Origin of the sequence: Devriesea agamarum (genome assembly GCF_900070355.1) — a bacterium.
Taxonomy (GTDB): domain Bacteria; phylum Actinomycetota; class Actinomycetes; order Actinomycetales; family Dermabacteraceae; genus Devriesea; species Devriesea agamarum.
On record NZ_LN849456.1, the window covers coordinates 2,784,047 to 2,805,581 of the forward strand.

At 60.0% G+C, this 21,535-nt stretch carries 23 protein-coding genes; all 23 read left to right on the forward strand.

Annotation, left to right across the window (positions count from 1 at the left end):
* Nucleotides 1–10 precede the first annotated feature (10 nt).
* The 23 genes from ndk (at nt 11) to BN1724_RS13015 (ending at nt 21,035) form a co-directional block, all read left to right on the forward strand.
* The gene (gene ndk / locus BN1724_RS11680) at nt 11–433 is read left to right on the forward strand and encodes a nucleoside-diphosphate kinase (RefSeq protein WP_058235503.1); all 423 of its coding nucleotides are present in this window, start codon (nt 11–13) and stop codon (nt 431–433) included.
* Between the two features lie 126 nt (nt 434–559).
* A complete protein-coding gene (locus tag BN1724_RS11685) occupies nt 560–790 on the forward strand; it encodes a hypothetical protein (RefSeq protein WP_058235504.1) in 231 nt (76 codons plus the stop codon).
* 2 nt (nt 791–792) lie between these two features.
* Nucleotides 793–2,040 carry an Nramp family divalent metal transporter gene (locus tag BN1724_RS11690; RefSeq protein ID WP_058235505.1) on the forward strand — a complete coding sequence of 416 codons (1,248 nt, stop codon included), beginning with the start codon at nt 793–795 and terminating at the stop codon, nt 2,038–2,040.
* 256 nt (nt 2,041–2,296) lie between these two features.
* Nucleotides 2,297–3,736: a signal recognition particle-docking protein FtsY gene (ftsY, locus tag BN1724_RS11695; RefSeq protein ID WP_058235506.1), complete on the forward strand. Its 1,440-nt coding sequence runs from the start codon at nt 2,297–2,299 to the stop codon at nt 3,734–3,736.
* Between the two features lie 141 nt (nt 3,737–3,877).
* A complete protein-coding gene (gene ffh / locus BN1724_RS11700; RefSeq protein WP_058235507.1) occupies nt 3,878–5,443 on the forward strand; it encodes a signal recognition particle protein in 1,566 nt (521 codons plus the stop codon).
* Nucleotides 5,444–5,568: 125 nt separating this feature from the next.
* Nucleotides 5,569–6,840 (forward strand): amidohydrolase family protein, encoded by a 1,272-nt coding sequence (locus BN1724_RS11705; protein ID WP_197671800.1) that lies wholly within the window; start codon nt 5,569–5,571, stop codon nt 6,838–6,840.
* A gap of 252 nt (nt 6,841–7,092) precedes the next feature.
* Nucleotides 7,093–7,548 carry a 30S ribosomal protein S16 gene (rpsP, locus tag BN1724_RS11710; protein ID WP_058235509.1) on the forward strand — a complete coding sequence of 152 codons (456 nt, stop codon included), beginning with the start codon at nt 7,093–7,095 and terminating at the stop codon, nt 7,546–7,548.
* 2 nt (nt 7,549–7,550) lie between these two features.
* A complete protein-coding gene (locus BN1724_RS11715) occupies nt 7,551–7,793 on the forward strand; it encodes an RNA-binding protein (protein WP_058235510.1) in 243 nt (80 codons plus the stop codon).
* A gap of 139 nt (nt 7,794–7,932) precedes the next feature.
* On the forward strand, nt 7,933–8,658 hold the full coding sequence (gene rimM / locus BN1724_RS11720; protein WP_084253029.1) for a ribosome maturation factor RimM: 726 nt from the start codon (nt 7,933–7,935) through the stop codon (nt 8,656–8,658).
* Nucleotides 8,655–9,407: a tRNA (guanosine(37)-N1)-methyltransferase TrmD gene (trmD, locus tag BN1724_RS11725; protein ID WP_058235511.1), complete on the forward strand. Its 753-nt coding sequence runs from the start codon at nt 8,655–8,657 to the stop codon at nt 9,405–9,407. The genes rimM and trmD overlap by 4 nt, the downstream gene beginning before the upstream one ends.
* A 303-nt stretch (nt 9,408–9,710) precedes the next feature.
* Entirely contained in the window at nt 9,711–10,061 is a 351-nt protein-coding gene (gene rplS, locus BN1724_RS11730) for a 50S ribosomal protein L19 (RefSeq protein WP_058235512.1), read from the forward strand.
* Between the two features lie 47 nt (nt 10,062–10,108).
* Entirely contained in the window at nt 10,109–10,684 is a 576-nt protein-coding gene (lepB, locus tag BN1724_RS11735; RefSeq protein ID WP_058235513.1) for a signal peptidase I, read from the forward strand.
* Between the two features lie 7 nt (nt 10,685–10,691).
* On the forward strand, nt 10,692–11,477 hold the full coding sequence (gene lepB / locus BN1724_RS11740; protein WP_058235514.1) for a signal peptidase I: 786 nt from the start codon (nt 10,692–10,694) through the stop codon (nt 11,475–11,477).
* Nucleotides 11,478–11,485: 8 nt separating this feature from the next.
* Nucleotides 11,486–12,292: a ribonuclease HII gene (locus BN1724_RS11745; RefSeq protein ID WP_172797129.1), complete on the forward strand. Its 807-nt coding sequence runs from the start codon at nt 11,486–11,488 to the stop codon at nt 12,290–12,292.
* A gap of 49 nt (nt 12,293–12,341) precedes the next feature.
* On the forward strand, nt 12,342–12,647 hold the full coding sequence (locus BN1724_RS11750) for a DUF2469 domain-containing protein (RefSeq protein ID WP_058235516.1): 306 nt from the start codon (nt 12,342–12,344) through the stop codon (nt 12,645–12,647).
* A gap of 157 nt (nt 12,648–12,804) precedes the next feature.
* On the forward strand, nt 12,805–13,443 hold the full coding sequence (locus tag BN1724_RS13510) for a YraN family protein (RefSeq protein WP_331709465.1): 639 nt from the start codon (nt 12,805–12,807) through the stop codon (nt 13,441–13,443).
* Nucleotides 13,440–15,047: a YifB family Mg chelatase-like AAA ATPase gene (locus tag BN1724_RS11760; protein WP_058235517.1), complete on the forward strand. Its 1,608-nt coding sequence runs from the start codon at nt 13,440–13,442 to the stop codon at nt 15,045–15,047. The genes BN1724_RS13510 and BN1724_RS11760 overlap by 4 nt, the downstream gene beginning before the upstream one ends.
* Nucleotides 15,044–16,435 (forward strand): DNA-processing protein DprA, encoded by a 1,392-nt coding sequence (locus BN1724_RS11765; protein ID WP_058235518.1) that lies wholly within the window; start codon nt 15,044–15,046, stop codon nt 16,433–16,435. Before BN1724_RS11760 ends, BN1724_RS11765 begins: the two co-directional genes overlap by 4 nt.
* Before the next feature lie 176 nt (nt 16,436–16,611).
* Nucleotides 16,612–17,742 carry a tyrosine recombinase XerC gene (locus tag BN1724_RS11770; RefSeq protein ID WP_231928246.1) on the forward strand — a complete coding sequence of 377 codons (1,131 nt, stop codon included), beginning with the start codon at nt 16,612–16,614 and terminating at the stop codon, nt 17,740–17,742.
* A 26-nt stretch (nt 17,743–17,768) separates the two neighbouring features.
* Nucleotides 17,769–18,041, forward strand: a complete 273-nt coding sequence (locus tag BN1724_RS11775) for a hypothetical protein (RefSeq protein ID WP_157085883.1) — start codon at nt 17,769–17,771, stop codon at nt 18,039–18,041.
* Nucleotides 18,042–18,198: 157 nt separating this feature from the next.
* The gene (locus tag BN1724_RS11780; RefSeq protein ID WP_058235520.1) at nt 18,199–19,353 is read left to right on the forward strand and encodes an acyltransferase family protein; all 1,155 of its coding nucleotides are present in this window, start codon (nt 18,199–18,201) and stop codon (nt 19,351–19,353) included.
* Between the two features lie 175 nt (nt 19,354–19,528).
* Nucleotides 19,529–19,687 (forward strand): hypothetical protein, encoded by a 159-nt coding sequence (locus BN1724_RS13010; RefSeq protein ID WP_157085884.1) that lies wholly within the window; start codon nt 19,529–19,531, stop codon nt 19,685–19,687.
* Between the two features lie 925 nt (nt 19,688–20,612).
* Nucleotides 20,613–21,035: a hypothetical protein gene (locus BN1724_RS13015; protein ID WP_157085885.1), complete on the forward strand. Its 423-nt coding sequence runs from the start codon at nt 20,613–20,615 to the stop codon at nt 21,033–21,035.
* The last annotated feature ends 500 nt before the right edge of the window (nt 21,036–21,535 follow it).

A 21,535-nucleotide genomic window follows, 5' to 3' on the forward strand; every position in this document is an offset into this window, starting at 1 on the left:
GGCTCTCGCCATGAGTATTGAACGAACACTTGTCCTGGTTAAGCCCGACGGCGTGCAGCGCGGCCTCACCGGGGAGATCCTGCGCCGAATTGAAGCCAAGGGGTATCGACTTATTGCGTTGCAGCAGCGCACGGCGACCGAAGAAGAACTGCGCGCCCATTATGCCGAGCACGACGGTAAATCGTTTTTCCCATCGATGCTGGCCTTTATGTCCAGCGGTCCGGTGGTTGCAGCGGTTCTCGAGGGGGAGCGAGTGATCGCCGGGTTTAGGTCTTTGGCAGGGGCAACCGATCCCACCGTCGCCGCCCCGGGAACAATTCGAGGTGATTTAGGGCGCGATTGGGGAACCGTTGAGATGCGCAATCTTGTGCACGGATCGGACGCCCCGGAATCTGCCGCGCGTGAGATCAAGATTTGGTTTCCCGGGCTATGAGCCGGTCCCCGATCACGGCGAGTAGTCACCCAGTACTGAGCTGGTTCATGCCGGCGCGGTGCGCGGTGCGCCCCACCTCCACAGCGGTGGCTTGGGTATTAGCGCATACCCACGGAGAATAGAGCTATGGGTGCCGCAATTATCTTCGCCATCTTCTCGTTTATTCTGGCGCTAGCCGTGATGGCCTTTGTCGCTGTTCCGCATCTGAATAGTCCGCAGGCGCAGGAACGTCGGCGTCTTAAGCGTCAGCAGCAACTCCAAGTCAGCCGCACCCGGAGGACGAAACTGACAGCAGGCGATACCCCGCCTGCTTCAGATGCCACCCCACCCAATGGCCGGTCTCCCGAGGCCACCTGAGGATGACCGAAACCGCAGCCCAGTCAGCGGTGGGCCGACGCCCCCTGCCGTTTCTCCTGGGCCCTGCGTTTGTTGCCGCGATCGCCTATGTCGATCCGGGAAACGTCGCAGCAAATATCACAGCAGGTGCCCTGTACGGTTATCTGCTGGTGTGGGTTTTAGTGGCCGCCAACCTGATGGCCGTGCTAGTCCAATATTTATCAGCCAGTCTCGGCCTGGTGACAGGGCATTCGTTGCCGGAGTTGTTGGGGCAACGTTTATCTAAACCCTCGCGACTGCTGTTTTGGGGACAGGCCGAAAGTGTGGCGGCCGCGACCGACCTCGCAGAAATCATCGGCGGCGCGATCGCATTACAGATCCTGTTCGGCCTTCCGCTCGTGGTGGGAGGCGTGATTGTCGGTCTGGTATCGATGGCCCTGCTCGTGGTGCAGACCCGGCACGGACAGCGGTGGTTTGAACTGGTTATTGGTGCACTGCTCGTGGTGATTACGCTGGGATTCCTGTCGGCGCTGCTGGTCAGCAACGTGTCATGGGGAGCAGCTGCTCACGGCATGATTCCGCGCTTCAGTGGATCTGAGACGGTGCTCCTGGCGGCCAGTATGCTCGGCGCTACCGTGATGCCCCATGCGATATACGCGCATTCAGCACTGGTGACCGACCGGCACGGCAGGCGGCGCAGCGCAGGGCTTACGCGCAGGTTGCTGCGCGCGACCCGCTGGGATGTCGGAGTATCCCTGCTGATCGCAGGCAGCGTGAACGTGGCGATGCTGCTCGTGGCAGCGGGAAGCCTCGCAGGAACGCCCGGCACGGACTCAATTGAGGGTGCCCATCGAGCGATCACCGCGGCGCTCGGCCCAGGTATCGGCATCGCATTCGGGGTCGGACTGCTGGCGTCGGGCCTGGCATCAACCTCGGTGGGATGCTACGCCGGCTCGGCCATTATGGGTGGTTTGCTGCATCGGCGCATTCCGATTGTGCTGCGTCGAGCCATCACCTTGGTGCCCGCCCTGGTTTTGCTCGGCATCGGTATTGATCCCACCTGGGCGCTGGTGGTCTCGCAGGTGGTGCTCAGCCTGGGGATACCCTTCGCCCTGATTCCCCTGGTGCGGATGCATTCTTCGCCTGAGCTGATGGGGGAGCACGTGGCAGGGCTTGGCCTGCGCACGGTGGCATGGATTGTGACTGGCCTTATCGTGGCACTGAATATCGCCCTGGTGGTACTGACGTTTTGGCCTGGTGCGGGTTCGTGAATGTGCGCTGCACTTGTGCGGTCATAATCAGGCGCCTAGCCGTGCACGGTCATGATTAGGCGTCTAGCCCGTGCACGGTCATGATCAGGCGCCAGCCCTTATGCGCGTGATCGAGCCCGAGCTCGGCACAGGTTCGTCAGCACATCCCACACCGGGAAAGGATCTAAATTCGGTTCAGCCCCGTACACTGTCCGGGTGGTGCGGCTGACGACCGCCTGCCCGACTTTGCCCCCATTCTTGTGCCCGGAGGTACGACGTGGATCCTAATGACATCCTCACTATCGTGGCTGCCGTCGGCGGCAGCTTGGTGGTTCTCGGCGGTGGTGCGTGGGCCCTTCTGCGCCCCCGACGCCGTCAGGACGAGGATCACAGCACCGACGCTGACACACAGGAGACACCACGGCCAGCACGTGCTGACCGTCCGGCCAAACCAACCTGGGGCGACACGCTCACTGCCGCGAAGACGCCCCCCGAAGCGCCAGCGCCATCGGCGCCCACCACGTCGGACGATAACCAGCCGGTAGACGAGCCCGCGGCTGAACAGACTGAGGATGTAGACGGCACGGATGCCGCAGCCGAGGCCCCCACGCAGGTAGCCGATGAGGCCGCAACCCCGGCTCCTGAACGCTCCACGACTCCAGCGGGCGAAGCCGCACCCGCCCACATCGAACAGGTTGATGACACACCGAGCCCCGCAACCCCGCAGGCAGAGGACACGGTTGACCACGCCGCACCGGAGACCGAAACCCCTGAACCGGCGGCCGACCGCATGGTTCGACTGCGCTCGCGCCTGGCACGGTCGGGCACTATCGGACGCGGTCTGCTGAATCTTCTGTCTCGCGGAAAAATTGATGAGAACACGTGGGACGAGGTGGAAGAAACACTGCTGCTGGCAGACCTCGGCCCCGACGCCACCGACGAGTTAATGGGTAATCTGCGTCAGCGTTTGAAGATCATCGGCGGCGACAGCCCAGAAGCTGTGCGCGAAGTTCTCCGTGACGAACTAGTTAAGCTCGTCGATCCCAACCTCGATCGGCGACTGGCCGCCACCCGGCTCACCTTAGATGACGGCAGCACCGTGCCATCGGTTGCGTTGATGGTCGGAGTCAACGGCACCGGCAAAACGACAACGGTTGGCAAACTGGCGCGAGTTCTGGTCTCCGAAGGGCGCACGGTCGTACTGGGCGCTGCCGATACGTTCCGGGCCGCTGCTGCTGATCAGCTCGCCACCTGGGGTGCGCGAGTCGGTGTCGAGACGGTCCGGTCTGACCGGGACGGCGCCGACCCGGCTGCGGTCGCCTTTGACGCGGTACGTCGAGGCGTCGAATCTGAGGTCGATGTGGTTTTGATCGACACTGCGGGTCGTCTGCAAAACAAAAAGGGCCTGATGGATGAGCTCGGCAAGGTGCGCCGTGTCGCAGGGAAAGCCCTCGGCGCCGGGGATATTCAAGAAGTTCTGCTCGTACTCGATGCGACGACCGGCCAGAACGGTATGCAGCAGGCCCGGGTTTTCTCCGAGGTTGTGGACGTCACCGGCATTGTGCTGACCAAACTCGATGGGACAGCTAAAGGCGGCATCGTGGTCAATGTGCAGCGTGAACTCGGAGTTCCAGTCAAAATGGTGGGCCTTGGGGAAGGCGTTGATGACTTAGCGCCGTTTGATCCCTACGGCTTCGTTGACGCTCTGCTCGACTAAATCCCACCAGCTGAGGCCGCGCCTGGTGAATCGGCACCGCATTGCAGGGCCCGAACAGCCCCGGTGATATGCCGCTGACAAGGCGGGTAAGCTGATAAAGCGCTCTGGCCTGCTGCCACCGACCCGAAGGACCATTGACTCGTGTTCAATAACCTCTCCGACCGTATTACCGCTTCGCTCAAAGGCCTACGCGGGCACGGCCGACTTTCTGAAGCTGACGTCGATAAGACAATCCGTGAGATTCGGCGGGCGTTGCTCGATGCTGACGTTGCCGTATCTGTCGTCCGTGACTTCGCCGGGCGCGTACGTGAACGAGCCCTGTCCGAAGAGGTCTCGAAGGCGCTGAACCCAGCCCAGCAGGTTGTCAAGATCGTGCACGCGGAGCTGGTGGATGTGCTCGGCGGAGCGACAGGCCAGTTGACGTTCGCGAAGAACCCCCCGACGGTGATTATGCTGGCGGGTCTTCAGGGCGCGGGTAAAACCACGTTGGCGGGCAAGCTCGCCAAGTGGATGAAAGACGAGGGGCATACCCCGCTGCTGGTCGCATCCGACCTTCAACGCCCGAACGCCGTCAACCAGCTGCAAATCGTTGGGGAACGGGCAGGTGTCCCGGTCTATGCACCCGAGCCCGGAAATGGCGTCGGCGACCCGGTCGCGGTGGCGATGAACGGTGTGACCACTGCTAAGTCCCAGCAGCACGACGTGGTGATCGTCGATACTGCTGGTCGCCTCGGTATTGATGAAGCGATGATGCAGCAGGCGCGAGACATTCGCGATGCGGTGAACCCGGACGAAACCCTGTTCGTGGTCGATGCGATGATCGGCCAGGACGCCGCCCGAGTGGCTGAGGCGTTTCGCGACGGAGTCGGCTTCACCGGGGTCGTGCTATCTAAGCTCGACGGCGACGCCAGAGGTGGTGCTGCGCTGTCCATCACCGGGGTGACGCAGCGGCCGATCCTGTTTGCGTCGACTGGTGAACAGCTCACCGACTTTGAACGTTTCCACCCTGACCGGATGGCAAACCGCATCCTGGATATGGGTGACGTCCTGACCCTGATCGAACAGGCCGAAAAGGCTTTCGATCAGCGTGAAGCCGAGAAGATGGCCAAAAAGCTGGCCAGCGATGAAGACTTCACACTCGACGATTTCCTGGCTCAGATGCAGCAGCTGAAGAACATGGGATCGTTGAAAAAGATGCTCGGGATGCTGCCGGGCGCTGCCCAATTCCGCGATCAGCTCGATAATTTCGATGAACGCGAGATCACCCGAATCGAAGCGATTATCCGGTCGATGACTCCTGCTGAACGGCAGGATCCGAAGCTGATTAATGGTTCCCGCAGGGCCAGGATTGCTAAGGGGTCAGGCACGACCGTTCCTGAAATTAACCAGCTCTTGGAACGCTTTAAACAGGCTCAGCAGATGATGCGGTCGATGAAGCGAGGCATGGGCGGCGGAATGCCTGCGCTGCCGGGGATGCCTGGTATGGGGATGGGGAAGAAGTCGCGTGGAAAATCCGCTGCGGCGAAGAAAGGCAAGAAGTCCAAGTCGGGTAACCCTGCGAAGCGTGCAGCTGAAGAACGGGCAGCCCGTGAGAAAGCGGCGCAGGCCCCTGCCGGTGCCGCCTTTGGACTCGGCCAGGTTCCTCCGAACGGCACCGAGGACATCGAAATTCCCGAGGAACTACAGAAGATGTTCGGGAAGAAATAAACCGATCGCCGAGAGTCGTGCCCGACGACGCCTCGCTGACACGAGCACGGCACGGGTACTCCAACGGTAGGGCACATCCAGATGGCTGAGCAGGTGGGAAGAGAGCAGTGACCACGGCTGATTCAATGAGTCGGATCGATGATCCCATCTGGCATCTGACCGGACCTATTTTGGTAGCTCGCGACCGAATCGAATCCGAGGCATGGGTCGTTAATGGTCGCATCACCTACCGCAAGCCCGAGCAGGAACTGCACGGCCGCGACCCGGTCGATCTCGACGGGTTCGTTCTTCCGGGCCTGGCTGATCTGCACTGCCACATTGGAATTGGCGACGCGGGCGGCGTGGTCAGTCTGGAGGAAGCCCGGGCGCAGGCCATTACGGACCGCGATACCGGGGTTCTTTTGATCCGTGACGCGGGCTCTCTGTTGGATACCAGGTCGTTACAGGACCGCGGCGGGCAGGGCGCCGGCCTGCCCCGGATTGTGCGGTGTGGCCGCCATATTGCGCGCACTCGCCGTTATTTAATCGGGTACGCCGATGAAGTGGAACCGGATGCTCTGGCCGATACTTGCGCCCGTGAATTGCAGCGGTCGGATGGATGGGTGAAGGTTGTGGCGGACTGGATTGACCGGGACCTAGGTGACCTCGCGCCGACATTTGAAGCCGACGATTTTGCGGCCGCCGCCGCTCGTGTCCATGCGGCGGGCGGGCACATCACGGCCCACACCTTTGCTGAGGACACGCTGCCGATGCTGTTAGATGCCGGGTTTGACTGTCTGGAACACGCGAGTGGACTGAACGATGACACCATCGACCGGGTAGCTGCCGCCCGGGTTCCTGTGGTCACGACTTTGGTTAACGTCGGTGAGTTCACCACGTATGCGGCACAAGGTGAACGGAAGTTTCCCGCTTACGCCGCCCATATGCGAGCTCTTCACGCTGCCCGATATGAACGCACCGCTGCCGCACATGAAGCGGGTATTCAGTTGCTGCTTGGAACCGATTCGGGTGGGGTGCTTGGACACGGGATTGTGCACGACGAGATGGCGGAGCTAAAAAAGGTGGGTCTGAGCGACGTTGACGTGCTTCAAGCTGCATGTTGGGGGCCCGCACAGTTTCTCGGGGCGGATACGGGCACGGCTGAGCGCAAGGTCCAGCCGGATCGCGAGGTCCAGGACCACGGCGAGCAGCCGGATTGGGGCATCAATACGGCAGGCTGCAGCGTCCAGCCGGGTAGTGATGCCGCTGCTCGCTGGAATGCAGAACCGTTCGGACTCGGTGAAGGCGCTATCGCTGACCTTTTGGTGATGGACCAGGACCCGCGCAGCGACGTGCGGGCGTTGAAAGATCTGAGTGCTGTTCTCATCGGTGGACGCAGGGTAAGCCCCGGCTCATGAGGCCGCTCGCCGTGGGGATAGCGGCGCTGGCTAAGGGGGATAGCAGAGTAAGGTCTGCCACATCGAGGTGGTGAGCCGATTCAGCTCTGGTCGCAGCCCGGACGCTCTGGCATAATTTCCCATTGTCTGCGCCCATCACGGCCCTCTACCTTCGATGCGGCGCAACCCCGTCGAGGAGCGCACCCCCGGCATCACCCCACAGGGTGGCGTGGCACCTCACCGACAAGACGCATATAAGGAGAGTCCACACCCGTGGCCGTTAAGATTCGCCTGAAGCGCATGGGCAAGATCCGTGCACCGTTCTACCGCATCGTCGTCGCCGATTCCCGCAAGAAGCGCGATGGCGCCGTGATCGAAGAGATCGGCAAGTACCATCCCACCGAAGAGCCCTCGTTCATCGAGGTGAAGTCTGAGCGCGCTCAGTACTGGCTCGGCGTGGGCGCCCAGCCCACCGAGCAGGTTGCCGCGATCCTGAAGATCACCGGTGACTGGCAGAAGTTCAAGGGCGAGGAGGGCACCGAAGGTTCCCTGAAGACCAAGGCACCTAAGCAGGACGTCAAGGAACTTATCGCAGAAGCTGACAAGGCTGCCGCTGAGAAGCGCGCGGGTGCTCAGAAGGCCAAGTCCGCCTCGGAGGTCGGTGAAGAAGCTCCGGCTGAGGGCGAGACCACCGCGGAGGCCGAGGAGTCGGCCTCGAGCGAGTCCTGACCATGAGTGCCTGCGCCGAAGCCCTCGAACATCTCGTGCGAGGCATCGTCGATCATCCGGATGATGTTCGCGTCAAGGAAAAGAACCCGCGACGTGGGCCCTTGCTGGAAGTCCGGGTGCATCCTGAGGATCTCGGCCGGGTCATCGGCCGTGCCGGTCGCACAGCTCGCGCATTGCGCACTGTGACCACCGCTCTGTCCGATGAGGACGTGCGGGTCGATATCGTCGACGTCGACCGGCGCTGATATAGGCATCCCGGTTTGGGACCGTGCCACATGTGGTCGTCCCGGACCCATTGAAGGCGGCATCGTGCACGAGTGCGGTGCCGCCTTTGACGTTCTCTGACAGATAGACCAGATACCCGCATCCCGGACGAGGAACACCATGAACACACTTGAGGTCATCGTCGCCACCATTGGAAAGGCCCACGGTTTGCGCGGTGAGGTCGCGCTGATCTTGCGCACGGATCAGCCGGAGGTACGCCTCGCACCCGGAATGACGTTCCCGCTTCCGGGAGGGGCCGATATCGCCTCTGCCGGGTCCGGGTCTGTTCACCGTCGTGACCTTACGGAGCTCACGATCGCTTCAACGCGAGTGCAGGCCGGGCGCTGGTACGCAAAATTTGAGGAGGTCACTGACAGGACCACCGCAGAGAGCTTGAGAGGGGTCGAGCTCGTCATCGAGGTGGATCCCGATGAGGAGACAGAAGACGACCCTGAAGCCTGGTATCCCACGCAGCTGAAGGGGCTTGCGGTCGAGGATATGGCCGGTCGCGCATTGGGGCGCGTGGCTGACCTGGAGCACTATCCTGCGCAAGACGTTCTGATCGTGGCGACACCGTCGGGTGAGCGGGTCATGCTTCCTTTCGTTTCCCAGCTGGTTCCCGAGGTAGACGTGGAGCAGGGCAAGGTGATTGCTGACCCGCCCGGCGGGCTCTTCCCGCACCTGGAGATGGGTGATAGCGCCGCTGAGTCGGGGGGCGCGCCCGAGTCGGATGCCCTTGAGCCGGGCCGCGCTGCCGAGTCGGTCGGTCCCGATGAATCGGACGCCCCAGAACTGGACGGTGACGCCTTTACCAGTCACATCACGAACGAGGGCAAAGCGTCGTGAGGATCGATGTCATCACGATTTTCCCCGACTATATGGCGCCGCTGGAGTTGTCTCTGATCGGCAAAGCGCGGCAGCGGGGCCTGATCGACGTTCACGTCACCAACCTGCGCGACTACACGCATGACCGGCATCGCACTGTGGACGATACCCCGATGGGCGGCGGCGCGGGCATGGTTATGAAACCGGAGCCCTGGGCGGAAGCTCTCACCGCAGTGATTGCCCGCGGGCAGGAGACATTGGGGTCGACGGCACGGCCCCTGGTGGTGTTTCCCAATCCCGCCGGTCAGCCCTTCCGCCAAGCCACCGCACAGGAATGGTCATCCCGGCCATGGCTGATCTTTGCATGCGGTCGATACGAAGGTATTGACGAGCGTCTATACGAATACCTTGCCGATCAGGATCTCGATGTGGCGCTGGCCTCGCTCGGTGATTACGTGCTGAACGGCGGTGAAGTTGCCGTGCTCGCGATCACTGAGGCAGTGGTCCGGTTAATCCCGGGGGTGCTCGGTAATCCCGATAGCGCGGTTGAGGAATCCCATGCGTCGGGGCTGCTGGAATACCCGTTGTACACGCGGCCTGCGTCCTGGATAGATCCCGACGGGGCGGTGCGCAATGTCCCGGAGATTCTTCTCAGCGGGCATCATGCTGAGATCACGCGGTGGCAGCGCGAACGGTCCCTTGAACGGACCCGGGAGCGTCGCCCTGATTTATTGGCGAACCGTGACCAAACCGACAGGGAACGGAGCTGATCGACCGCGATCTTGCATTGCAGGTGTATGACTGCTGATGGCACAATGAACCGGCATGCGTGTTCCGCGCGTTCATCTGCCTCGGGGGAGTGAACGCATTGAGCGGACGGCTGCTCCGTTGTCGGATAGCACCCGGTGAAATGGGTCCGGCGGCCAGAGGGCCACGCATGTGACCGCGTGCTCTGAGGGCTTGCGCTGCGTCGCAGGCTCGGTGAGTTCGCGGCATACACAGAACACTTTGCGACCGGGAACTACCGGTCACGACCAAGTTCGCCGACCCGGGGCGACGAATGGAGCTGACAGATGCATAATCTCGATCACCTCGACGCCGCATCCCTGCGCGATGACGTTCCGGACTTCCGTCCCGGCGACAACGTGAAGGTTCACGTGCGCGTGGTTGAAGGTAACCGCTCTCGTATCCAGGTTTTCCAGGGCTACGTCATCGCCCGTCAGGGCCGTGGCGTGGGGGAGACTTTCCGTGTTCGCAAGATCTCCTTCGGTGTGGGTGTTGAGCGTGTGTTCCCGGTGCACGCCCCCACCATCGACAAGATCGAGGTCGTCACCCGCGGTGATGTCCGTCGCGCCAAGCTGTACTACCTGCGTGGCCTGACCGGTAAGAAGGCCCGTATCAAGGAGAAGCGCGACCACAGCTGACGCGAGGGCATCGACCTCCGCACGGTGGCGATGCCGACCCGCAGATAATGATGCGCACAGCAACTCAGCGACGGCGGCGACCAGTTTTTCTGGCCGTCGCCGTTTGCGTTGTCGTGATGGTGGTGGTGCTGCGCCTCGCGGTGGTGCAGGTTTTTCACATCCCCTCAGATTCGATGGCTCCCACACTCAACCGAGGCGAGCTGGTGGTGGTCAACAAACTGGATCGGCAACCGTTTTCCCGAGGCGAAGTGGTGGTGTTCGATGGTCGTGACTATTTTGCGCCGGGCACAGATGGCGGACGCTACTGGGTAAAACGCATTATCGGATTGCCCGGCGACCGTGTGGCCTGCTGTGATCAGCAGGGACGAATCACCGTGAACGGTTCTCCCCTTGATGAGCCGTATCTATTCCCCGGGGATGCTCCCAGCAGTTTCCCGTTCACCGTGAAGGTCCCTGCCGAGCGGTTGTTTCTGCTTGGGGACCATCGGTCAGTCTCAGCGGACTCGCGCAGCCACCTCGGCGCGCCGGGCGGGGGAATGATCCCGACGGAGCGGGTGGTGGGATCGGCCTGGCGCATTCTGTGGCCCCCGGAACGGTTTCTTCAGCGGGTGCAGTTAAGATGACTGTGCGATGAGTGAGATCACCCCCCGGGCCGAGGGCCAAGCAGATGAGGAGAACGCCTCTGGAGAGGCTGTATCTGCCTCCCCTTCTCGTAAGCGTTCTGACCGTAAACGCCGAAGGAAACGCAGCACGTTCTGGGACTATGTGGCCACGATCGTCGTCGCGCTGCTCATCTCGGTGCTGATCAAGACGTTTTTATTCCAGCCGTTTTTCATCCCCTCCGGTTCGATGATTCCGACTCTGAGGGTTGACGACAAAATTGTGGTCTCGAAGCTCACCCCGAGTGTGTTTGATCTGCATCGAGGCGATGTGATTGTGTTCAGCGATCCCGCCAACTGGCTGGAGAACGAGCACCGTGAGCCGACGTTTGGGCAGAAGGTCTCGAAGGTTTTGTCTTATGTTGGGCTTGCTGCGGATCCCGCTGATAATCATCTCGTCAAGCGTCTGATTGGTATGCCGGGTGACCACCTCGTGTGCGCGAGCCGTGGTGCGCAGCTTCAGATCAATGGTGTCACCGTGCATGAGCCGTACATTAATCCTTCGGGTGGCGCATGCCAGGAAGCCTTCGACGTGAAGGTTCCGCCCAAGCATGTCTGGGTGATGGGCGATAACCGTTATGCCTCGGCTGACTCCGCCTACCACTACATCTATAGCCAGGGATTGAGCCCTGACCGGGCGTTTGTGCCGGAGAGCGCTATTACGGGGAAGGCGAAATTCATCATGTGGCCGATTTCCCGCTGGCGTACGCTGAGCGCCGGTGAGGATACCTTCGCTCACGTTCCTGCGCACCCGTGACTCGTTCTGTGCAAGACCCTGATCTGAGTATTGAGTGTGAGCTCGCGGCTGCTATCGCACGTCAAAACCCTTTGATCGACGAGGCTTCTGAGCTGTTGATTGTCGGTGTCGATGAGGTGGGGAGGGGCGCTCTTGCTGGGCCTGTGGTGGTGGGTGCGGTTGCGGCGCGTTTTCGGGTTGATCCTCAGACGGGGCAGGTGTGGCCGGTTGCTGAGCGGGCTGGTTTGCCGGAGGGTATCCGCGATTCTAAGCTTTTAACGCCTGCGCGTCGGGTGCGTTTGGCCCCGCAGATTCGTCAGAGTGCGACGGCTTGGGGGATCGGGCTAGCTAGTCCTGCCGAGATTGATGCCTTTGGGATTGTGGGTGCGCTGAGCCGGGCGGGGCATCGGGCTCTGTCCGAAATTGGGCTCACGGTCGACGCGATCATTCTCGACGGTTCTCATAATTGGCTTCACGCAGTCTACGAGCACGGGGAACCTCTGCCGTTTGATGCGGCGGACGGCGGATTGATAACGTCTATCGGTTGGCGAGATGGGACGGCTCGCGGGGTCGGTGGGACCGCTGGGGTGTCGGGTGTGGTCGCTCCGGTTAGGATGCGGGTTGGGGCGGATCGTTGCTGTCTGAGTGTGGCGGCGGCTAGTGTGATCGCGAAGGTTTTTCGGGATGATCTCATGGTTGGGTTGTCTTCCCAGGCTCCCAGTTATGCATGGGATCGCAATAAGGGGTATGGATCTGTCGTGCATCGTGCGGCTATTGCTGAGCTTGGTCTGCATGAGCAGCATCGGCGTAGTTGGCGATTGGTGGGTGAGTGTTGAGTCTGGTGGTGTCGTACTGTGGGGGAGCAGACCACAGGAGGGCAACGAGTTGAGCGCGCAGGATCTCGAAAATTACGAATCCGATATGGAACTCCAGCTGTATCGCGAGTACCGTGACGTGGTGTCTTTGTTTACCTATGTGGTGGAGACGGAAAGACGCTTTTATCTGGCTAATCAGGTTGATCTTCAGGTGCGGGCTGCTGGTGGTGAAGTGTTTTATGAGTTGACGTTGGCTGATGCGTGGGTGTGGGATGTCTATCGCGCGTCGCGTTTTGTGCGGTCGGTGCGGGTGGTGACGTTTAAGGATGTCAATATCGAAGAATTGGCGAAGTCGGATCTTCGTATACCTGATTAGTGGGCAGGTGGCTGGAGTAGGGACTGGTTTGGTGGACGAGGGTGAATCGGTTCCGAGGGCGGATGCGCAGTTTCCCACAGGTACAGCTGGTTAGCGCTTATCCACGGCATCGTGGCCGTGCCTCTCGCAGTGAGCAGAGGCGCCCACAGTGGGTGGTATGAACAATGCCCTTGACTCATCGCCTCGACGGTCCGTCGCCCAGCTAGACGGGGGTGCGGCGTCGCACCGCGACCCGATCTCCATGAGCAGCCACGCTCCGCCCGATGCTAAAGCAGCGGTAGCGGATGCTGGAGTGGCGGTAGCGAGTGCTGGACTGGCGCTGGGGAATCCAGGACTGACGCCGTCGAACGCTAGTGCGGTGATGTCGGGTGTCGTGGTGCCGGGTGTGGTGATGCCGGATCTTGCGGGGCTGGACGGGATGAGACCGGTGCCGACCGGGCACATGACTAGGGGCGAGGTGGGGCGCTACGGGGAGGAATTCGCGGCCAGGTACCTCGAAAAGATCGGGTGGAACGTACTGGATCGCAACTATCGGGTTGCCCGAGGGGAGCTAGACATTGTTGCCTTAGACGGCACCACGTTGGTGTTTGTCGAAGTGAAAACCCGTCGCAGTGTCGCAGCTGGATCCCCGCAAGCCGCAGTCAATGTCTCGAAGCTGGCGCGGCTTCGACGTCTCGCAGGTTACTACCTCATGGATAACGCTCCGCCGCACCGCGATTTGCGCATTGACGTGCTCGGAATTGTTCTTCTGCCAGGTCAGCCGGTCGTGGAACATGTGCGTGGGGTCGGGCAATGAGCATAGGGCGCACCCGATCTGTCTCGCTCAGCGGAATCGAGGGGACTCTCGTAGAGGTCGAAGCCGAGGCAAGCGCCGGACTTCCGGCATTTCATCTCGTGGGGTTACCAGATTCGTCCATGTTGCAGGCGCGCGACCGCGTACGCAGCGCTCTTCAACAAATCGGTCATCGGTTGCCGGAACGTCGGCTCACGGTCAACATGACCCCCGCCTATCTGCCGAAACAAGGGTCCATGCATGACCTGGGGATAGCGGTGGCTATCCTGTGCGCAACGGGCGCGGTGGCATCAAACCAGGCAGCCGCGACAGTTCATCTCGGTGAGCTCGGTCTGGATGGGCGACTGCGACCGGTGCCGGGCATTCTCCCGGCGGTGTTAGCGGCATCCCGGCTCGGTATCGCCCGCTGCGTGGTGGCGAGGGAGAACGCGAGTGAAGCTGGGCTCGTGCCGGGGATTGACGTTGTCGCCGCCGATGATCTCGGCGAAGTCGTGCGCTCATACGGGGGACACGCACGTCAGCTGACCATTCCGCGACACCAGGTCATGAGGTCATCCGCAGCGCAATCAGCCCCTGCCGGCAGACACGACACCAGACGTGAGGAGGGAAGCGAGGGCGGAAGCAAAGCGGGTGCACCTCAGGGAGGAGCTGAACCTGATTTCGGCGATGTTCTTGGACAGCACCACGCGCGACGAGCCGCTGAAGTGGCAGCAGCCGGAGGTCATCCGCTTGTGCTGTGCGGGTCGCCAGGGACCGGAAAAACCATGATTGCATCCCGACTCCCAGGGATATTGCCGGACCTAGGGCACGAGGATGCCGTTCAAGTCAGTGCCGTGCATTCGCTGAGCGGACAATTCAACGCCGAACGCGGCCTTTTACGCAGACCGCAGTTTGAAGCGCCGCATCACACGGCCACCGTGGCCGCGATCATCGGCGGAGGATCGGGAATGCCGCGGCCCGGAGCTATCTCGCGGGCACACGCGGGGGTGTTGTTCCTCGATGAGGCACCTGAGTTTTCTCCCCGAGTCCTCGATGCTCTGCGCGAACCGCTTGAGACCGGCGATATTACGGTCCACCGGGCACATAGAGTGACCCGCTATCCTGCCCGTTTCCAACTCGTGATGGCGCACAACCCCTGTCCCTGCGGTTATGCAAGCGGACACGGCACCCGCTGCACCTGCACGCCCATGGCCAGACGGCGATACACCTCGAGAATCTCCGGTCCGATCCTCGATCGAATCGACATTCGATGCGAACTTCCACCGGTTCAACCCGGAGCTGTGACAGGTGCGACGGCGGGTGAACCGAGTGTGAGAATCGCTGAGCGGGTTCGGGATGCCCGAGCGCGCCAGGCCGCTCGCCTGCGCTCCTATCCGTATTCATTAAATGCTCAGGTGCCCGGGCCGGTGCTGCGCCGAGACTTCCCGCTCGATTCCCGAGCCATCAATCTTTTAGAACGGGCACTGGCAGAATGCCGTCTAACAATGCGGGGATACGCGCGCGTGCTGCGCCTGGCATGGACCCTAGCCGATCTGGATGGGGCAGCGTATCCCTCGCTGGATCATGTGGGTCTCGCCCTAACCTTGCGAGGAACTGATCGGCGATGACCACGACCACCGATCAGACGGACCTCAGACACGCCGCGGTGAGCTGGTCACTCATCGCAGAACCGCACGACGCGCTCGCCCATCTTGTGTGCTCACGGGTAGGGCCGGTCGGTGCCTTGACGATACTGCGCACCGGCACTCCCACACAGCTGCACGACGCTATCTGCGATGCGATGACCTCCGACAGTTTATCTTCTCCGTCGTCACCGGCCTCGAAAGCGCGGCTGCTCACAGCCTGGAAACGCTGGAGCCAGCGAGACCGTACTACCAATCTCGATGCCGCGTTTGCAGAACACACCCGGCTCGGCGGACGAGTTCTGGTCCCCGGTGACGAAGAGTGGCCACATGAAGCGTTTTCTGTTCTTGCAGAAAGCGCCCCGCACTGTTTATGGGTGCGAGGACGAGGACACCTACGCCGGTCCGTAGGAACATCGTTAGCGATGGTTGGTGCCCGGGCTTCGAGCCCGTACGGAGAAGACGTTGCATCCTCGTTTGCCGCGGCCCTCGTGCGCCGTGGGGTGTGCATCATTTCCGGAGGGGCTTACGGGATAGACGGCGCAGCGCACAGGTCAGCGCTTGCCGCTGAGCGCGCTGCATCGTCGCGTGATGCGGCGTTAGATCGCGCGGCCTCGATATGCGGGCCGGCTGGCGGTGATGGCTACCAGGTCGGGGATAACAGTCAGGTTAGGGATAGCCAGCTGGGGGATGGCAATCAGTCCGCGATGGGTGCGGCCTATGGCAGTTATTTGGCAACTCAGTCAGGTTCAACGGTTGCGGTGCTCGCAGGAGGTCTTGACCGGCTCTACCCCCGCGGACATCATGAGCTGCTACACCGGATTATCGACACCTCGGTGATCATTTCGGAGGCTCCGCCGGGAACAACGCCGACCCGGTGGCGGTTTCTCGCTCGCAACCGGCTGATTTCGGCGCTTGGGTGCGGGACGGTGGTGGTAGAGGCCGGTATGCGTTCGGGTGCCCTTGCGACGGCGCGGCGTGCTCTGGATCAGGGGCGGCCTGTTGGGGTTGTTCCTGGTCCGATCACCAGTGCATCATCCGCAGGATGTCATGATCTTGTGCGGACCTATCCGAACGTGTTGCTAGTGACCTCGGCAGAGGAATGTTTGGCAATGCTTCCGGGTGGGATGGGTTGGGGTGTGCCCCAGGGGACGTGTGAGGACGGAAAAAGCGGTGGTACGGATGGTTTGAGTGGGGTAGATCGCCAGGTGCTCGATGCGCTTCCTCCGTGTGGGTATCTTTCACGGCAGGGTCTTGTGCGGGAAACTGGGTTTACGACTGGTGAGGTGGATGCGTCTTTGGCTCGATTAGAGCTGTTGGGGTATGTGCGGTCTACACCGTCGGGGGCGTGGGTCCGTGCTCGTCGTGGATAGGGGGCTAGGTGATGGCGGGATGGGCATCTAGTGGGTAGCGTTGGATTCTGTGGGTAGCGTTGGATTTTGTGAGTAGCGTTGGGTCTTGTTTGATGCGGTTGGTGCTGGGTCCCGCTTGAGATCGTCCGGTAGCGGAGGATCGTTACTGCTGGTGCTATCGGTGAGGGAGGGTGCGCGTGGCAATTGTCGATGAGGGATCCTTAGGTACTGCCGAATCTGCCGGATTATCCTTGCGCGGGGATTCGAGTGGTTCCGAAGACGACGCGGTGCTCACCGCCTATACCCGCCACCTAGAGCTGGAGCGTGGTCGCTCTCCACACACAGTCCGCGCCTATCGTCGGGAAGCGGCGAGTTTGCTAAACCATCTGAAAACTGAGGAACACCTCGCGCTCACCGATCTTGATCTCATCGGCTTGCGCTCGTGGCTCGCGACTCGGGCTGAGACCGGCGCTAGTGCGTCAACCCTTGCTCGATCAGCCGCGTCCATCCGAACGTTCACCCGATATCTTGCGCGAGCCGGCTACATTCCAACCGATGTCGGAGCGCGATTACGAGTTCCTCGGCGAGGGACCCATCTGCCGAGTGTTCTCAGCGTGCGACAAGCAACGGCTCTGATCGACGCGACCAATCGGTCAGCTCAGGGCCAGCCGGGCTCACCACAAGGCGGGCTGCGGCGTCATATGGCACAAGATGGCGAACAAGGTGCAAAGCGTGTATCGGGAGTTTTGGAAGCTGGGGCCGTAGAACCATCCGCATCCACGTCACCGCGGACGGCCGCTACGGCGCTGCGTGATCGCGCGATTATCGAGCTTCTGTACTCGTCTGCTTTACGCGTCGGGGAGCTATGCGCTTTGGACCTGGGATCGGTTGATGCCGCGCAAGCCACTGTGCGGGTGATGGGTAAAGGCTCCAAAGAACGCGTGGTTCCGGTGGGCAACCCAGCGTTGCGAGCTATGCGGGACTATGTGGCACAAGGGCGGCCTGTTCTAGCCCATGCCCGTTCAGGGTTGGCGCTTTTCCTCGGGGTGCGCGGTGGTCGCATTGGTGACCGGGCTGTTCGCACTCTGATAGATAAGGCGTCGTTGAACATGCCGGGCGTTCAGGGGGATGGTTCGGGGCGCACCACTCATATCACGCCCCATACGCTGCGCCATAGCGCGGCAACTCATATGGTGGAAGGCGGAGCAGACCTGCGAAGTGTGCAGGAAATGCTCGGCCATTCCTCACTGGGAACCACCCAGATCTACACCCATGTATCGGCGTCGCGGCTCCGCCAAACCTTGGAGCAGGCGCACCCGAGGGCGTAAATGGCACCGCCTACCTCGCGACCGAGTTGAAGACATTCCGCCCCGCATCTGTGACGGTCTGCGGGCCTTGGCGCTCCCGCCTGGGTCGGGATGGGCAGGCCATCGACGTTCACGACGACGGCCTGGTTCTGGTGACGGGCGCTGAGTCGAGTTCTGGTGGCCTGCCAGTGGGCATGTTCGTCTACGACCTCACCGCCGGCACCTACACCCCGCTTCCGGTCTCTGAGGTGGCAAACCTGCTGCAAATCTCGAAACCTGCGTCTACGGGCGAATCAGGGAAGGCGAGCTGCCACCGATAGAGCTGGGGATCAACATCCGCTCAAAACTCCGAATACGCTGCAGTGATCTAGCCACTTTTAGCGATGCCAGGATGCAAAATCCATGAGGACGACTCGGGCCAATCGTTCTGGTCCTTCCATCGTATAACCGGATTTATCCGCCAGGTACTATCGCGGTATGACTATAGGGGAAGTTGCCGCGAATGCGCGCACCTCTGAATCCGTTTCCGCGTCCGTTATCGGGCTTGACGTGCTGCGCGGCTTGGCCGCGATCCTTGTCGTCCTTGGACACTCGCGGAGCATGCTTGCTGATGCGCTAGGCACCAGCCTGACAGGTGCGGCATGGCAGAAGGTGATCCTCCTACCAACGTCCTTCGCGCAGGAGTCCGTGGCTGTTTTCTTCGTGCTCAGCGGCTACCTTGTAGGCGGGCAGGTTTTGCGCGAAGTGGCCGCAGGCCGTTTCTCGTGGCGCGTATATCTGGCCAAGCGTCTTTCACGGCTATGGACAGTGCTTATCCCTGGCCTGGTCCTTACGCTGGCTATCGGAATCCTTGGTGGCGCTATGGGTGGCGTCTGGCCGAAGCTTGATAGGTACGGCGGCGGGCTGGGCATTTATCCTGCCGTGTGCAACGCTGCGTTCCTTCAAGAGCCCCGCTGCGGAACGTATGGATCCAATGATTCCCTGTGGTCCCTTGCATTCGAGTTCTGGTTTTACATGATCTTCGCAGCGGCGACGGTCTTCATCGTGGCCCTGACCCGTAGGGTATGGGCAAGGGCCGCTGTTGGCGGAGTGATTGCCGTTGGGTGCCTCGCCCTGTTTGGCCATAGCTTGCTCCTGCTGATTCCGAGCTGGCTGTTTGGGGTGGTTCTCGCATCGGTTCATGCGCGGTGGAAGGCGGCGGGCTTTCCCGCGTGGGCGACAGTGCGTGGCAGGGGCTGGACGGCCCTTTTAGTTGCACTCCTCGCGGTAGGCATGCTGGCTTCCAACGTCGTCAATCCTTCGCGTGAAGTCAGGTTTGTGCTGCTGGGCCTGTGCGCAGCGCCCCTAGTGCTGTATCTGGCGCTCAGTGCGGGAGCGGTGCGGAACCGCTGTGCCCTGGCCGTGGCCCGCTCAGGTAAAGTCTCGTTCTCCGTCTACGTTTACCATCTTCCCATTGTGAAGTTGCTGGTTACCGGGTTGGTCGCTGCGTGGCATCCTCCGCTTCCCGCTGCCGTCGTACTGGTGTACGTAGTGGCTGCAGTCGCCTACGTTTTGTGCCTACCGCTGTGGGCAGTCTCGGAGCGCAACACACATCACGTTCGCGTTGCGCTCCGCAGGCTGCTTAGGGCTTAGCCCACGACTACAGCGCGGGCTGTCTCGTACGACGTGGACGTGCTGTTGTCGTACCAGAAGCGCACGCTGGTCTGCTTGCTGGCTGTCGTGTCAGTAGCGGCAGCCCTACCGGTAAAGGCGCAGTTAGCCGGCCAAGCATAGGTCCGCCCCTGTAGAGTCCTGAATTCACGTAATTGTGAGTTCCTGGTGCAGCGTCGGGTTGCTGATTGTGGATGATGTGGCAGTGGCAGTGGCAGTGGCAGTGGCAGTGGCAGTGAGCGTGATGACCGCGCTGTTGCGCTTCGCTGCATCGACTGAAACGGCGCCGGCGCTCCAAGTGTCGGACTTCATCTGAATCGCTAAATATTGATTGGGTGTGAAAATGAGAACGAAAACTCCGTCAACAGGTAAACGAACCTGGCCCCCAATGCTAGGGGACTGGTTTGTTTTGGTTCCGCGTTTCTTCCTGCTGCAATTGCGATTCCGGGTATCTTTAATCTATATTTTGATAGTTTCGGTCTTAAACCGTGGCATTGTGAAGTGATTTCTGCTGAACCGAGAACTGTTAGGTCGGTGGGTAGGGGCAAGTTAGTACGGCTGGCATCATAATTCACGCTACATACTGTGGCCGCATCACATATTCTAAAGGGATAAACTATTGACAATAGCGAAGAAGTGGCCTAGTCTTTTGGGTTGGGGAAAATTTATATTTTTGAAGTCAGATAAATTTCGCGTCTTTTTATGAAGCACGTTATACCTTATGGGATCCCGTCGGCGCGGTCATATCGGTTAGTTGAGTAGATATCCTGCGGGCTCTGTGCAGTGTGCTCAATTTTTATGGGATTCCCAAAGTTTAAAATGTATTTGTTGCAAAATATATGTGACCAAATTTATAGCTTCTTAATAAGTTTCTATCATGTAATGGGCGCAAATGGATGCCGTTAGACCATAGACGAAAATGAGAGGGTTGAAATCTTTGATTTCATTGCGGTGCGCAAGTCGTCCAATTGGCCTACATGTCGTTCGCAAATGGTAATTATCTGCCAAGAGAAATCATTTAGAAAATGGTTTATTTTGGTTTGCATACCGCCAGGGCGAATTTTGTAGTAACTTTACCTAAATATCCTGTCGTCAGAATTAATGATACTTTAGTCTGAGTGCTAGGTGCTCATTCAGGGTGCGGTGGCCAGAGTTTTATGAAGTGGCGAACTTTTTGGTTTCTAGCGAGGCCCTATTGTTGATGCCGGGTATAGGCATTAGATGTGAGGTTCATTGTAAATATGAAAGCGGGTAAGCATAGGAAGGATGTCCCGTCGCGGAGAAAGGTGGTGGGGGAGTGGTTGGCTTGTGGCACGGCATTTTTAATTGCGGTTGCTGCGGCACTGGGTATTGCTAGCCCATATTTGGATACTTTGGGTATTGAACGGTGGAGATGCGAAGTTTTATCTGCGGAAGCTACTGTCAATCGAGCAGTTGGAAATAGGGGCCAAGTTTCAACCACTGGGGTGCTGATCCACACCAAAAACTGCGGCGATATTTCCTTAACAAATGGTGTTAACTATAAAAATAGCGAAGAGGTAGCTGCATCATTTGTCCCTGGACGAATCTACGTGTTTGAGGTGGGTTGGTTTTCGCGGGTAATTATGATGAATGTATTCCCGGATGGTATTCCTGCGGCTCAATCCTACCGTTTGGTTAAATGATTTTCGGGCATTGGCGTCGATGTTGCATAGGTCTTTTTTAATGTCCATAGCCAGTTTGTGCTAAAAGTCTTTATTGATGCTGATATTAGTTTGGATTGCTGCGGCGACGAGGTTTGATATTGGCCAAAAATAATGGCGTGTACAACTTTCTTTAAGTGTTAATTAGAGTGTGGAGATAACTATGATCGGATCTGCCTCCACCGAGAGGAGTGAAAAGCAACCGGACGTGTTGTCTGATTGGCTCATATCTGGGCTGTCATTTATTCTGGTCGGTCTTGTTATGTTCATGTTTTGGCCAGATATTTAGACACTCTGGTAATTGAGTAGTGGCGCTGTGTCGTTATATCCGCACAGCCGAAAACGAATCGTGCGACGGGTCTGAGAAGCCAGACCTCGACAGGTGGGGTGTTGATCCATACCGCAAATTGTGTTGTGATTGTCTACTTTAAAGGCGTCAATTTTGACAATGATGAGGAGATTGCGAGGTTGTTCATATCGGG